Here is a 13,929-nt window from a genome sequence, read left to right as displayed (position 1 = left end):
TATATGTTTTTCAAACACACTATAATGAAGTTAAGGAGGGAAATATATGAACTTAAAAAAAATTATTATCTTATGTGTATCAATTTTACTCGTAGGAGCTATCATCAATATTGGTTTTGATATAAAAGGTCTATTTCAAGCAGACGCAGCTAAAGTGTCAACTATAGCAGAGACGTATGAAAATGTGGAGGTTGTATCAGACAATGCTTCCATTACAGTTTTACCTACAACCGATTCAAACACTAAGGTAGAATATACAGGAAATACAAAACAGAAGAAAAAATATAAGTTTTCAGCAAAAGTTAAGGGTGATACTCTTTATGTAGAGTTGTTAGAAAAGAGATGGAATACTTTTCAATTTGGTATTAATTCGGGTAGCACGAAACTAACGATTTATCTTCCAGAAAAGGTTTATGATGATATTAATCTTTCTACTTCAAATGGAAGTATCAAAGCAAACGATATTCAGGGTGATCAACTTATTTTTGAATCCAATAACGGGTCAGTGTTACTAGAAAACATCGTTGGAAAAAATGTTCATGCTGAAACGGATAACGGAAAAGTTGCTTTGAAAAATATAGCTGGAATCATTGTGGCTGATTCAGATAACGGTGCGATAAGTCTAGAAACGAAAAATCTTGATCAACATATTAACCTCAGCACTGATAATGGAGCTATTGAAGTAAAGACAGAGAATGAACCGACGAATGCAACTATTCAAGCAAAAAACGACTTAGGCGGAATCGATCTTTTCGGTTCATCTGATTCTTCTATCACTTACGGTAAGGGAGAATATCTCATCAAACTTGATACTGATTTAGGTAGAATTTCTGTTCGAAAGTAGAATAATAAGTGAGCGGACTATGAATTTTCTATTTATAGTCCATTTTCTCATTATATTAATTTTCGGTTTCTCTTTTTAAGCTTATCGTCATTTTCCTGCTGATAGTTTCCATTCCTAACTTTTCATAAAAGGCAATAGCACTTTCATTGAAGTTCCACACATTAAGTTCCAAGGCTGTTGCTCCTTTACTACTTGCCCAGTACATACACTCTTCAAATAGAATTTTTCCTATACCCATTCTTTTATGACTGTTTTTTACTCCAAAATCGTTCACATATGCATATTTTCTTGGAGCAAGTGAGTCGAAAGGTGGAGCCTCCATTACATCCAATACAGCAAAACCTATGATCTGATTATTTTTTCTCACTACTAATACTTCGCTATCTGTTTCGATTAACAACGATTGAAAGTAATCGTGTGGCATTACTTGGTCGACTCTGCTAAAAATATGGGGTAAAGCTCGGTGGTGTTCATCTTGACTCTCTTTTACTATGGAGTTAACCTCATCAAAATCAGCTATGGTTGCAGTTTCTATTGCAATAGTCATTTTATCTCCAACTTTCAGTAGTTATTTCATTCTATTTTACTAAAGTATTTTTTAAATATAAATAACAATTCTCACAAATTAAAGAAGAAGCACCAAAGATATTATTAAATATTTTATACTTATTTAGAAATGGTAAATTAAGAGCTAGAGAATGGAGGTAGGGTTATGGAGTATCCCCAATCGTTTGTGCAAAAGATAAAGGGGGCTTTTGGAGAAGAAGGCATACAATGGCTTAGTCATTTACATCAAATCATAGAAGTTTACGAAAAAAAGTGGGAACTAACAATATTAAGCCCGGTAGATAACATATCCTACAACTATGTATTAAATGTTAAGCAAATAAACGGCTGTCCAGCAATTTTAAAAATCGGTGTCCCCAATATAGATTTTTCAAATGAAATCAACACCCTTGCTTCATATGATGGAAATGGAAGCGTAAAACTTTTGCGATATGAAAAGAAAGATGGAATAATGCTACTGGAGAAAATTATTCCAGGCAACATGCTGTTTGATTTATCAGAAGAAGAAGCAATTGAACAATACGCCACTGTATGGTCAAAACTCCCTAGGAAGGTAAATCTATCACTTACTACGCCCAATATTAGTAAATGGTTCTCCGCCTTTGACCGATATGTAGAAAGTGATTATGACTTTGTCGAATATCCTCCAAAGAAGTTTGTACTTGAAGCAAAGCTTCATTCTCTGGACTTTATGAATCCATCCAATGAATTTCTTTTACATGGTGATTTACACCATGAAAACATCCTTTACTCAGATGAAAAAGGATGGACCGTAATTGATCCAAAAGGAGTGGTAGGTCATCTTTACTTAGACTTCACCTCTTTTATAGTTAATCATCTGCCAAAAAACAAAGATGTAAAACAGGTTCTCAATAATCGAATTAACCGTTTATCAAATCTTTTACACTTAGACAAACAAAAATTAGTTGAAGCTAGTTTCGTAATGGCAACCTTAAGCATGTGTTGGGCAATTGAAGATAATGATTCCTATTGGAGAAAGGTATATTATTGTGCCCAATGTTTTAAAGAACTTCTTATAGAGGATTGTTAATATAATAAGTAGTTGAAAACTTAAAAGTGGACAACAATGCCTAAAAGGTTCGAGCACAACTTAAAAAGATGGAGAAAATGAATCATTTTCTCCATCTTTTTGTATTTAGGACTATTTAGACTTACCTATTTTAACTGTATATTGCAGTTTGATTTTGAATAAATAATGCATAAAATGGAAACACTTTTTCGTAGGATACTCACGAAAAGAGGGAAGAAATGTTTTTTTAAAAACGAAAGAAGAAAGTCGTATTATCATCATCGAGCACTGTTGATCGATTTGATTCAAAACAATTCGATAAACAACAATCCCTCAAGCAACAACTTGATGAAAATCTCAAGACTATTACAAGCTCCCTTGGTAATAGTAATGATATTATCATTCGAGAAATAAAAATTGGAACAAACGGAATTTTAAAAGCTGCAATTATATATACAGATGGCCTTAGTGATGCTAATGCTATACAAGAATTTGTAATGGAATCATTAATGATTGATTTGAATGATATTCCAATTGGCGAAACTATAATGAATGAATCTGAAATTATGAATACGTTAAAGAATTATGCATTAACTGTTGGAGAATTAAAAGAAGTGAAAGATTTTAATATGTTGTTCACCTCTTTACTATCAGGAAACACTATCTTATTGATTGACGGTGCAGAATTAGGTTTTATAATCGGAAACAAAAATTGGCAGCAACGTGCAGTTGCAGAGCCGACTTCACAAACTGTCATAAGAGGTCCTAAAGAAGCTTTTACAGAAAATTTAAGGGTTAATACTGCCTTAATCAGAAGAATTATAAAGGATACAAATCTATGGATGGAACAAGTTGAGCTGGGTACAAGGACCAAAACCAATATTGCCATTATGTATATTAACGGAGTTGCAGAAGAGTCTGTTATTAAAGAGGTTCATGCACGTTTGAATGAAATTAATATTGATGGAATATTAGAGAGTGCTTATGTCGAAGAATTAATACAGGATGAACCCAACACCCCTTTTCCAACAATCTATAATACGGAGCGACCTGATTCTGTAGCTGCTTGCTTGTTAGAAGGTAGGGTAGCAATTTTTGTAGATGGTTCTCCTTATGCTCTTATAGTACCTACATTATTTGTTCAATTTTTTCATTCCCCAGAGGACTTTTATCAAAGGCATTGGATGGCTACTTTTGTTCGATTATTGAGATTTTTCGCCTTTAGTATATCCTTGTTATTTCCCGCCATGTTCATAGCCTTAGTAAACTTTCATAGAGAAATGTTACCTACTGAATTATTAGTAAGTATAGCTTCTCAAAAAGAAAATACACCTTTTTCTACGCTTACTGAGGTAGTCGTGATGGAAATAGCTTTTGAACTTTTAAGAGAGGCAGGTCTCCGGATGCCTCGAGTTATAGGATCTGCGATGTCAATTGTCGGAGCTTTTGTAATAGGAACAGCAGCAGTAGAAGCTGGGTTAATATCTGCGGTAATGGTAATTGTAGTCTCGCTCACTGCAATTGCTAGCTTTGTAGCCCCGACCTATAACATTGCAATCTCAGGAAGATTACTACGTTTTGGTTTTATATTATTGGCTGGTATGTTCGGATTATTTGGTATTGTACTAGGACTAATTTTGTTGATACTTCATTTATGTCATCTTAAATCTTTCGGAATCCCATATATGTATCCATTTGCGCCATTTCATTTAGTTGGACAGAAAGACACAGTATTGCGTTCACCTCTTCAGAAAATGACTCATCGTTCTTCCTACTTTTCTAAGAATTTGGTGAGACAACATGCTCCTAGCACTAAAGAGAAAAAGAGTAAGGGGAAAACATAAAAATTATGACAAAAAAAATGGCCTTAATGATTTGTTTATTGTTACTTTCCGGGTGTTGGGATAAATCAGAGTTAAATGAAATAGCAATAGCATTGGCTATTGGTATCGATCTAATAGATGATGAATACGTGGTAACAGCTCAAGTCATTGTACCATCAGAACTTTCTCAAAATGGGGGGACTGGGAACTCGCAAATTACAATGCTGAAAGCAAAAGATAAAAGTGTACTCGGAGCAATTAATAAAGTCACAGAAGCTTCACCTAGAGCAATATATCCTGGTCACCTTCAAATATTAGTCTTTGGTGAAACATTAGCTCGAGAAAAAGGAATTGTAGAGACAGTTGATTCATTCACTAGAAATTGGGAGGTTCGGTCTGATTTTTTTATTGCTGTAGCAAAGGATACTAATGCAGAGGAGATATTAAAGGTACAGACCCCTCTTGAAATTGCTCCTATTCATATGTTTTACAGCATCCAGCAAACTGCCCAAAATAGTGGTAAAAGCGTTAGGATTTCATTAATCGAAATTGCACAAGAATTAGAGAAGGTTGGAAAACAACCAGTATTAGCAAAAGTAGAATTAAAAGGAGATACCAAAAAAGGTGCTAGTAAGCAAAATTTAGAAGGGATAAATCCAGAGGCTCAGCTTAATATGTCCGGACTTAGTGTATTTAAACAGGATAAATTAGTTGGATGGTTAGAGCAAGAGGATACAGTCAATTTTAACATTATAACGAATCATCTAAAATCAACAGTAGATACTGTTTCTTGTCCTAAAGAAGGAAATATTGAACTAAGAATAAACAAGGCTAAATCCAAATTGAAAGGCAATGTTATCAATGGTCAGCCAAAAATTGATATGAACATAAAATTATCAGGAAATATAAATGCAATTGCTTGTGACATTGATCTCCAAGATGAAAATATCATTAAGGAATTAGAAACAAACTACGAAAAACAACTGAAAGCCTCTATGCTAAAAACAATAAAAAAATTACAGGACGAGCATCATTCAGATATATTCGGTTTTGGGAGGACTATATATGAAAATGATCCAAAGGGTTGGAACAAAATAAAAGAACAGTGGACAGAGGAATTATTCGCAGAGCTGGAAGTAAATATTGAAGTGGAAGCAACAATAAAAAATACAGGAATAACCAATAACTCTCTTTTGGGTAATGTAAAGGATTAAATTGAATGGTAAATAGCTTAATTATCATATCTATTGGGGTATTAATCATCAAATTGGATTTACCTTTATTGAAAAATAAATCAGGGAAAAAAGAGAAATTTTTATATTGGATTTTATTTTTTTTAGGATTGGGTCTTTGCTTTTTTATAGCATTCAGTATTCCAATTCCATTAGCAGATTTTTTGTCCAAATTATTTAAGCCTATTAGCAATTTACTTATGGACGAAAAATTGTAAAGAAAGGAGCGAAACATTATAACTTCCTATAACATAAATTCATTTCAATTTTTTGTGCTCGTTCTTTTTTTTACAATTGGTTCTAGCATCATATTCGTTCCGTCACATCTGGCACAGCATTCCGAGCAAGATGCCTGGATAGCTAGTATTATGGGAATACTGGGGAGTATAGTAATTGTCTATATGTATACCTTATTAGCTGGCTGGTTTCCAGGTTTAAATTATATTGCTATTAATAAGAAAATATTTGGAGGTTTTCTCGGGTCCATTTTTTCTATTTTCTTTATTATTTTGGTAATCATTTTCGCTGCAATATTACTGGCAGATGCGGGTTCATTTCTCACCACACAGATGCTACCTAAAACACCTCCGGTTATTATTAATGCCTTACTCGCGTTATTGGTGGTAGTAGCTCTTAGATTAGGATTGAATACACTTGCACTTTCCGCAGAAATATTTTTATTTATATTTCTCATCTTCTTTTCCTTTCTAGTGCTGTCTACTTTATCAATAGTAGATACACATAATTTATTGCCAGTGTTTCAGAAAAATATTGGCACTTTAGCAGATTCCTCTTTATTTTACATTGTAATATCCACTACCAATTCACTCGTTTTACTTATGGTTTACCCTTACGTTTCAGAAGGCGTGAAGAAGGCGAAAAAAGCTTATCTTTTCGGTAACTTTGTAGGGGGAGTATTAGTATTTATTGTTACTATCTTGTGCATTGCTGTACTAAGTGCACCTTTAACCTCCAGATTGACTTATCCAAGCTATTACCTTGCAAAACAAATTACGATTGGAGATGCAGTAAGCCGTATTGAAGCCTTGATGGCTGGTATTTGGATTATTAGTATATTCTTGAAGTTATGTTTATATTTTTTTGCTGCAATATTTGGGATTGTCCATCTTTTCAGATTGAAAAATTATAAATTACTTTGTTATCCCATTGGAATAATTGTTACCTCTCTTTCCATAATCATATTTCCAAATGTAGTAGTGCAACGAAATTTTGTTGGGAGTACTGTCGTTTCTATGAGTATTTTTGGCTTTTTATTCATCCCAATCTTAATGATGCTTGTGTATTCTATCCGCAGAAAATCATTAAAGGCACAAAATAAAACACTTGAAACAGATCCGTGATGAGTTAATTCATTGCTGGGTCTTTTTTTATTCCAATTTTTAAAAATTTATTGTTTACTACGTTCTACTCAGGGAAACCAATTAATAATGATAGGAAAAGGGGGGAAGAATATGAACGCTGCAATCCAATATAACGGATTGGTATTACTTTATGGCTATCTTCAAAGGTTATACGTTCATGAAAGAACAAAAGGGCTGCTTGATAATGGAGCTTTTAACGTGGAGAAAATAGATATTATTACACAACATTTAAAGAAAATACATGACATTACAGATGTATTTGACAACAATAAAAAATTAGATGAAACAAATCAGGCTTTGTTGTTAGACATAGCTAATGTTTGCAGCGAAATGTCTGATGAATACAAAAATGAAATCTTAAATAGCAAAACCTTTAAGGATGAGCTCGCAGTAGTTGCCTCTACCATTTACGCCGAGGAGCATATAAATAATGGAATCATAAAAATGGGCGAGTTATTTAATCCAGAAATTCAAGATCGGTTCATGCAACAAATATTATATTACAGAAATCGAGTAGCACTAGTAAATGCTGTAGTACAAAAAGAAACAGAAGGCAAAGAGATATCAGAAAAAGAAAAGGAACAAATAAAAAATTGGTATGTGGAAACTTCGCAAACCTCTAGTTACATGAAAAAGGATTTTGATTCCATTAAGGAGTACATTCAAAGCTAAAAAGAGAATTATACTAGATTCGACTGAGAGATTGCTTCAAGGTAATTATACGGAAATAATTTTCTAAAGTGCTCTCAGAGCCAATTTCAAGCATTCATAAAAAACGACAAAAATTCTAAATAAAGTAAAGTATGAAAAGAAATTTTAATAAGGTTCCCAAATTCATATTTGGGAACCTTTTTTTGTGATAAAATGGGTGTTATGAGGTGAGCGAATTGCAACGAGAAATTCCAAGATTGCTTAAGGACTTTTTAGTATATTTAACAACAATTAAAGGGAAATCTCCCCGTACGAGAAAAGAGTATGAATATGATATAAGTTTGTTTCTTCGATTTATTAAATCATTGGATGATGATATACCAGCTAGGAAAATAGACGAGATAAACATAAAAGATGTTACCATTGATCGAATACGTGAAATTACATTAGAAGATTTATACATGTTTATAGAATTTTGTGAGATACAAAGAAACAATAGTGCTGCTACAAGAGCAAGAAAGGTAGCTACACTAAAATCTTTTTTCAAATATTTAAAAGGGAAAAGAAAATTATTGGAGGATAATCCAGCTGATGAGCTGGAAAGCCCCAAGATAGGAAAAAAATCTCCCATTTACATGAACCAAGGAGAGGCAGAGCAGTTTATAGCAGCTATCAAGCATAGCAACCACTATTACCGTAACTATTGCATGGTAATACTCTTTTTAAATTTAGGACTCCGAGTATCGGAGCTATGTGGCTTAAACATTAATTCGATTCATGATCGAACACTTCGAATTGTAGGTAAAGGAGACAAGGAACGAACGGTATATTTAAATAATGCCTGTCTCAGCTCTATTCGCAATTATTTTGAAAAGGAAAGATCATCTATACATGGGGGGAATAGTAATACTGCTTTATTTCTATCCCAAAAAGGGACACGCCTAACTAGACAAACTGTGGCTAAAATTATTAAACAGATCAATATGGATTCTGGACTAAAAAACGATAATATCACTCCACATAAGCTGCGCCATTCAGCTGCAACCATTATGTATAAACACGGAGCTGATATTAGAAGCCTGCAGCAAATTTTAGGTCATACAAGTGTCTCTACCACTCAAATCTATACACATGTTGAAGATAAAGAGATTCAACATGTTTTGGAGAGTAATCCATTCAATCAAACTAATTAAGAGGTTTACATAATATTATTATGTAAACCTATTTCTTTAAATCCATAACATTGTATTAACTTAACAGCAGGGAGTTTATACATTTTATATTGATTCTTTATACATTCAAATATTCCTTTTTAATCATGTAAAAGTATGCAGAACGAAATAAGGACTTGATTTTACAACTTACTTACTAGATGTGACGATCTTATTTCAACGTCATCGAAAAATTATTAAATTTAAGGAGGATAATGCTCTTACATTGTCAAATAGAATTCTTAATATATTTTGGTGATGATACTTTAGAAATAGACTTTGGCACTTAATACAAACTACTTCAACCAATGATTCTGGAAATATGGGTTATAGAGCATTAGTAGAATCATCGATAAAGGGGAATATGTAATGGAAATAAAGACATTAGCTAAATGCACTTTAGATGAGATCACTGAAGCATGGAATAAAGGATTTGAAGGTTATTTATTGCCTGCTACGATGGATACTCACTCATTAATCAAGAAAATAGTAGGTGAGGAGCTTTCGACTGATTTTTCTATCGTCGGTTTTATGGATGGCAAACCAGTTGGCATTATTTTAACTGGCATAAGGGAAGATGGCGGCAAAAAATTAGCCTGGAATGGTGGAACAGGTGTTGCTCCATCCTATAGAGGCAAAGGAGCTGCACTTAAAATGATGGAAGCACTTTTTAAAATCTATCGGAAAAATAATGTTTCAACAGCAACTCTTGAGGCACTTGAAAAAAATGAAAGAGCGATCGCTTTATATAAAAAGTTAGGATATGAAGTGAAGGATTATTTATTATTCATAAGTAAACAGATTAATAGCGATGAATTTCCATTGCAAAATAACAAGTGGACAATGGAAGCAGTTTTACCTGAACAGCTTGCTAAAATTGATTTCTATACATCAAATATTCCATGGCAGTGCCAGTGGCAGAGCCTTAAACACGGGGATGCCTTTGTTGTTAAAGATCAGCTGGGAGGCAGTGTAGGCTATGGTCTTTACAAAAAAGTGATAAATGCAGAAGGCAAGGTTGAAAAGGTCAACATCTACGATTTGAATTATCAACCTGAAAAAATAAATAGTACAGAATTTACGAGGAAGTTTATATCTTACTTAACAGCAAGTATGGAGAATTCGATTGAACTATCAACATTTAACTTTCCATCAAATAATCCTCTAGCAGAAGTTCTTATGGAGATTGGATTTGAAAAGAAAATTGTCCAAGTATATATGGAGAAGCTGATGTAATACCATTGCCCATAAATATACGAAAGAAAAGCGATTGCTTATATAATTAAAAACGGTCTCCATTTCTCATGAATTGAATTTGAGAAATGGAGATTTTCGTAATTCGAATCGCATACATCTGCTTAAAATGAGAGAAAAGTGATATTTATATGCGTTTATTCTAATAGAACTTCTATGTACGTCTGGAGCTTAAAATATCAAGACTAACCACCCTAGATGGTGCATGAGTATGGTTTATACTAATAGCTCCTGCTTTTTATGCATGTTCCATTTCATGTTCCACATCCACTAAATTACTATAATAATATTATGTAAACTAATTATTATCTTCCATATTATGCAAGCAAGTACATACGTCTAATTAGCATAACTGAATATACTACAAAAGGAATATGTAGAAAACGAGGGGAAGCAATGAAAATAAGGGATATTTATGAGCGACTTCTAAGGGGAGAGAAGTTCAAAGGAGTAAATGAAATAAAGTTAAACCACTTACCCGTAAAACGACCAGCAGATTTGGTTGGGCCTTCGCCAATTATGCAGGAGATAGCTGAAAAGCACTCCAAACATTTTAAAGAAAAAAATAGAAAGTACCCACTTTGAACAAGTGGGTACTAACTGTTGTTTTGAAAATAAGTCATTCTCTTTACTAGCGGCTCGGACTTGTTTACATGGATTGGTTTAACTAAATCTCCGGTTATTGCAGCAGTCTTTACAGGTTTCGAACTTTTTTTTGTCGTATTGAATCTACCCAGTTTTCTTGCTGCCCGATTTTTAACATCCTCGGTGCAAATAGGTACCTTTTCACTTAGCATACTCAACACTCCTTTAATGTATAAATTATATTTTATTGGTTTTCAATTGATTCTGAGTTAGTCAATGCCACCATGTATTCAATATTTTCAATATTTTTGGCAATTGTTTTATGAAGAAGCTCAAAAAGATATTTATCAATAATATCAAACGAGTAAGTAAAGCTTTCAATCACTGTTGTAAATTCTAAATTGTCATATGCAAAATAGTAAACTAAATAATTTTTCTTCCATACATTTAAGTCATCTGTCCTATTAAACACTACTGCCTCTCCAGTTTCCTTTGATTCATCTATTAGGTTCACAAACTTTTCAGGGGTGTCTCCAGTATACACAGCAAAAGAAAACGCACCATTGATTGGTTGATTTTTGTAACCGATTTGTGTTTCCTCTAAAAAATATTCTAAAACCTCTTTAAAATCGATTGCCGACCTGAATAAGAACTCCAGAGTTCTTCCAGAGGCGTCGTCACCTGTAAAATAAGCCATGAGCTTTGCTTTTGTACCACTGATTTCCACTGTTTCAATAGCGGCTTGCTCAATATTATCTACTTCAAATTCTAAATTCAAAAACTTAAACCTTTTTAATCTCTTAAAAGCAACTGGGATTATTAAAAATAATAAAAACCATATAAATAGTAAAAAGAGTCCTCTAAAAATGACTTGGTTAAAATTTGATTCAACAAAGGGTTTTATAATAAGTGAAAAAGTAGTTTCTTGAACAGTTTGTACTGTATTAGAATTATCTACCTCAATTTCCTGAAGAAAAAATGCTTTAGGGTTCTCCTGCCATGTCGAAATGCCAATGATTAGGGAGGAGGTGGCCATCCACACCAAAATTAACAGAATTCCTATCGTATAAATATAGGGAATCATCATGTTTATCCATTGAAAAAGAGTACGTTTTTCTTGAAAACGGGAATTCATATGGGCTACGCCTCCGTCATATAAAACGAGTTGTATATTTGTTTTATCAATTGATTGTATGTGACAGAGCCCAAAATATTACCTGATTCCTATTTATCATATGAAAGGTTGCTCCAAAAATTGATAGTAGCGATAGAATAATAGAATGGAAAAATTTAAGGTGGGTTGACCTAGTAGCTAAAAATGCATTTAATGTGCTATTATCCAGACATGCGAGAACAACGGACAGACCATTGACATAAAATAACGTTAAAAAAGATGGTGAGACCTTATGTCACACCATCCTATCTATATTTTTCTATTAGTTAGAGTTTATTGTACATACTAAACATTTTTTATTTGATTAATTGAAGTTATGCTCATACTACAACGCTTGCATTTTTCTTTATAATTGCAAAACCATAACCATTTAAGCTTATTGCGGTGCTATTGAAACTTTTAGTATCGCTATATAATAGATCATATTTGCTTGTTTGGTCTAAATCCAGGGCCTGCTCCGTTTGTGATGGATTATATAATACTAGTACGGAATAATCATCATTGAATTTCTCATAACCAAAAATACCATTTTCAGAAGAAGGACGGATAAATCTCACAGAGCCTTCGTTTGCAAGTAGCTTCTCTTGTTTTCTTAATTTAATAAGGGTTTTAATATGGGTTTTCATCTCCAGATTATGCTTTGATTCATCCCATTCCATACATTCTCTACAACCAGGGTCTTGACCACCAGTTAATCCGATTTCATCTCCATAATAGATACAAGGTGTCCCCATAAAGGTTAAAAGAACAGTGAAGATTTGTTTCGTTTTGTTAATATTGTTATCACATTCTGTTAATACTCTTGCCGTATCATGACTTCCAACAAGGTTAAAAGTATAGTCAAAAACATTTTTAGGATAGTTGTAATAAACTTTAGTAATATTTTCTACAAACTGTCGAGAACTAATACTTCCATTTACTAAAAGATTAAACAAATTGGTTTTAAAGGGATAGTTCATGACCGCATCAAACTCATCTCCTCGAAGCCAAGGCATCGAATCATGCCAAATCTCCCCTAATATATATATATCTGGCTTAATATTTTTTACTACAGTTCTAAACTCTCGCCAGAAATGATGATCCACTTCATTAGCAACATCTAATCTCCAGCCGTCTATGTCATACTCCTCAATCCAGTAAGCTCCTACATCTAATAAGTATTTCTTTACTTCAGGATTAGCTGTATTTAACTTTGGCATAGACTCTACAAAACCAAACGCCTCATAATTTGGTCTCTCTCCACCTCGGACAGGGAAGTCATGAATATGGAACCAATCCTTATAATGAGAACTTTCTCCATTTTTTAATACATCTTGAAAAGGGGGGAAGTAGTACCCACTATGATTGAAAACAGCATCTAGCATCACCTTTATGCCACGTTTATGACATTCTTTCACAAGAAGCTTTAAGGATTCTTTATCACCAAATTGAGGATCGATTTCTAAGTAGTTGATTGTGTCATACTTATGGTTGGAACTAGCTTGGAATACAGGTGTAAAATATATTCCATTTATACCTAAGTCATTTAAATAATCCAAATGTTGAATGACCCCGGCAAAGTCCCCACCAAAAAAATTATTTATTGCAGGAGGCTCGGAACCCCATACCTTAGCGGTTGGAGGATTAATAGAGGGATCACCGTTTGCAAAGCGCTCTGGGAAAATTTGATACCAAACAGTGTCTTTTACCCAGGAAGGGGCCTCAAAAATATCATTGCTGTGCAAATATGGAAAACAAAAATAGTAGTCGGAATCATTAGGAGCTTCCGAGTAGAACCCTTTTTCTGTATAAACAATTTGCTCATCATTTGAAATTAACTTAAAGCCATAACGGATTCTATTCGTCTCAGAGAAAACCTTAATCTCCCAGTAATCATGCACTTCATCAGATCCTACCAAATACATTCTAGCCACGTTATATTTCCATTCTCCATTTTCCCAAATGTATGGATCTCCATGGATTAGTAATGCTTCGTTAAGATCATTTGCTTTCGTCTTTAAGCGTATATGCATTGTTTTTTCTTCTAATAGATACGCTAAGTTGTCTACCGGTCTATGAAATACAGCAGCTCTTTCCATATAACTCCCCTTTTCCAATTATCACTTCTACTAATTTGACTATATTTTTACACAAATAAAATATTTTTTTAAAAAATTTAAAAAAGTGTTTGTGTAAA

Annotated in this window: 14 protein-coding genes; 10 read left to right on the top strand and 4 right to left on the bottom strand. The window is 33.4% G+C overall.

Annotation, left to right across the window (positions count from 1 at the left end):
* Positions 1-46 precede the first annotated feature (46 nt).
* Positions 47-844: a DUF4097 family beta strand repeat-containing protein gene (locus MHB55_RS10445; RefSeq protein ID WP_340863177.1), complete on the top strand. Its 798-nt coding sequence runs from the start codon at positions 47-49 to the stop codon at positions 842-844.
* A gap of 55 nt (positions 845-899) precedes the next feature.
* On the opposite strand, the gene MHB55_RS10440 is transcribed toward MHB55_RS10445, so the two are convergent.
* Positions 900-1,391, bottom strand: a complete 492-nt coding sequence (locus tag MHB55_RS10440) for a GNAT family N-acetyltransferase (RefSeq protein WP_340863176.1) — start codon at positions 1,389-1,391, stop codon at positions 900-902.
* Between the two features lie 165 nt (positions 1,392-1,556).
* Between MHB55_RS10440 and MHB55_RS10435 the strand changes: the two genes are divergently transcribed.
* The 9 genes from MHB55_RS10435 to MHB55_RS10395 all read left to right on the top strand — a co-directional run bounded on the left by MHB55_RS10435 (position 1,557) and on the right by MHB55_RS10395 (position 10,579).
* Complete coding sequence (locus MHB55_RS10435) at positions 1,557-2,462, top strand: aminoglycoside phosphotransferase family protein (protein ID WP_340863175.1); 906 nt, start codon at positions 1,557-1,559, stop codon at positions 2,460-2,462.
* Positions 2,463-2,806: 344 nt separating this feature from the next.
* Positions 2,807-4,285, top strand: a complete 1,479-nt coding sequence (locus MHB55_RS10430) for a spore germination protein (RefSeq protein ID WP_340863966.1) — start codon at positions 2,807-2,809, stop codon at positions 4,283-4,285.
* Positions 4,286-4,290: 5 nt separating this feature from the next.
* Positions 4,291-5,478: a Ger(x)C family spore germination protein gene (locus tag MHB55_RS10425; RefSeq protein ID WP_340863174.1), complete on the top strand. Its 1,188-nt coding sequence runs from the start codon at positions 4,291-4,293 to the stop codon at positions 5,476-5,478.
* 5 nt (positions 5,479-5,483) lie between these two features.
* On the top strand, positions 5,484-5,714 hold the full coding sequence (locus tag MHB55_RS10420) for a hypothetical protein (protein WP_151109800.1): 231 nt from the start codon (positions 5,484-5,486) through the stop codon (positions 5,712-5,714).
* Positions 5,715-5,729: 15 nt separating this feature from the next.
* Positions 5,730-6,857: a GerAB/ArcD/ProY family transporter gene (locus tag MHB55_RS10415; RefSeq protein WP_340863965.1), complete on the top strand. Its 1,128-nt coding sequence runs from the start codon at positions 5,730-5,732 to the stop codon at positions 6,855-6,857.
* Positions 6,858-6,968: 111 nt separating this feature from the next.
* The gene (locus MHB55_RS10410) at positions 6,969-7,550 is read left to right on the top strand and encodes a hypothetical protein (RefSeq protein WP_191697122.1); all 582 of its coding nucleotides are present in this window, start codon (positions 6,969-6,971) and stop codon (positions 7,548-7,550) included.
* Positions 7,551-7,765: 215 nt separating this feature from the next.
* The gene (locus MHB55_RS10405; RefSeq protein ID WP_154310789.1) at positions 7,766-8,722 is read left to right on the top strand and encodes a tyrosine recombinase XerC; all 957 of its coding nucleotides are present in this window, start codon (positions 7,766-7,768) and stop codon (positions 8,720-8,722) included.
* Positions 8,723-9,109: 387 nt separating this feature from the next.
* Positions 9,110-9,976 (top strand): GNAT family N-acetyltransferase, encoded by an 867-nt coding sequence (locus MHB55_RS10400; RefSeq protein WP_340863173.1) that lies wholly within the window; start codon positions 9,110-9,112, stop codon positions 9,974-9,976.
* A gap of 414 nt (positions 9,977-10,390) precedes the next feature.
* Positions 10,391-10,579, top strand: coding sequence for a hypothetical protein (locus MHB55_RS10395; protein ID WP_144536379.1), 189 nt, complete (start codon positions 10,391-10,393; stop codon positions 10,577-10,579).
* Positions 10,580-10,590: 11 nt separating this feature from the next.
* On the opposite strand, the gene MHB55_RS10390 is transcribed toward MHB55_RS10395, so the two are convergent.
* The 3 genes from MHB55_RS10390 to MHB55_RS10380 all read right to left on the bottom strand — a co-directional run bounded on the left by MHB55_RS10390 (position 10,591) and on the right by MHB55_RS10380 (position 13,831).
* Positions 10,591-10,791: a hypothetical protein gene (locus MHB55_RS10390; RefSeq protein WP_144536382.1), complete on the bottom strand. Its 201-nt coding sequence runs from the start codon at positions 10,789-10,791 to the stop codon at positions 10,591-10,593.
* Between the two features lie 32 nt (positions 10,792-10,823).
* A complete protein-coding gene (locus MHB55_RS10385; RefSeq protein ID WP_144536385.1) occupies positions 10,824-11,714 on the bottom strand; it encodes a hypothetical protein in 891 nt (296 codons plus the stop codon).
* Positions 11,715-12,073: 359 nt separating this feature from the next.
* Positions 12,074-13,831 carry a glycoside hydrolase family 13 protein gene (locus tag MHB55_RS10380; RefSeq protein WP_340863172.1) on the bottom strand — a complete coding sequence of 586 codons (1,758 nt, stop codon included), beginning with the start codon at positions 13,829-13,831 and terminating at the stop codon, positions 12,074-12,076.
* Between the last annotated feature and the right edge of the window lie 98 nt (positions 13,832-13,929).

The sequence above is a fragment of the Psychrobacillus sp. FSL K6-1267 genome, from assembly GCF_038003265.1.
Lineage (GTDB): Bacteria > Bacillota > Bacilli > Bacillales_A > Planococcaceae > Psychrobacillus > Psychrobacillus faecigallinarum.
Note: the sequence above shows the minus strand (reverse complement) of the source record. Positions and strands in the feature narration are given on the sequence as shown.

What these genes read in the sequence shown, in the direction of transcription:
- MHB55_RS10445 (WP_340863177.1), top strand. Translation starts at nt 47, where the DNA reads ATGAACTTAAAAAAAATTATTATCTTATGTGTATCAATTTTACTCGTA.
- MHB55_RS10440 (WP_340863176.1), bottom strand. Translation starts at nt 1,391, where the DNA reads ATGACTATTGCAATAGAAACTGCAACCATAGCTGATTTTGATGAGGTT.
- MHB55_RS10435 (WP_340863175.1), top strand. Translation starts at nt 1,557, where the DNA reads ATGGAGTATCCCCAATCGTTTGTGCAAAAGATAAAGGGGGCTTTTGGA.
- MHB55_RS10425 (WP_340863174.1), top strand. Translation starts at nt 4,291, where the DNA reads ATGACAAAAAAAATGGCCTTAATGATTTGTTTATTGTTACTTTCCGGG.
- MHB55_RS10420 (WP_151109800.1), top strand. Translation starts at nt 5,484, where the DNA reads ATGGTAAATAGCTTAATTATCATATCTATTGGGGTATTAATCATCAAA.
- MHB55_RS10410 (WP_191697122.1), top strand. Translation starts at nt 6,969, where the DNA reads ATGAACGCTGCAATCCAATATAACGGATTGGTATTACTTTATGGCTAT.
- MHB55_RS10400 (WP_340863173.1), top strand. Translation starts at nt 9,110, where the DNA reads ATGGAAATAAAGACATTAGCTAAATGCACTTTAGATGAGATCACTGAA.
- MHB55_RS10395 (WP_144536379.1), top strand. Translation starts at nt 10,391, where the DNA reads ATGAAAATAAGGGATATTTATGAGCGACTTCTAAGGGGAGAGAAGTTC.
- MHB55_RS10390 (WP_144536382.1), bottom strand. Translation starts at nt 10,791, where the DNA reads ATGCTAAGTGAAAAGGTACCTATTTGCACCGAGGATGTTAAAAATCGG.
- MHB55_RS10385 (WP_144536385.1), bottom strand. Translation starts at nt 11,714, where the DNA reads ATGAATTCCCGTTTTCAAGAAAAACGTACTCTTTTTCAATGGATAAAC.
- MHB55_RS10380 (WP_340863172.1), bottom strand. Translation starts at nt 13,831, where the DNA reads ATGGAAAGAGCTGCTGTATTTCATAGACCGGTAGACAACTTAGCGTAT.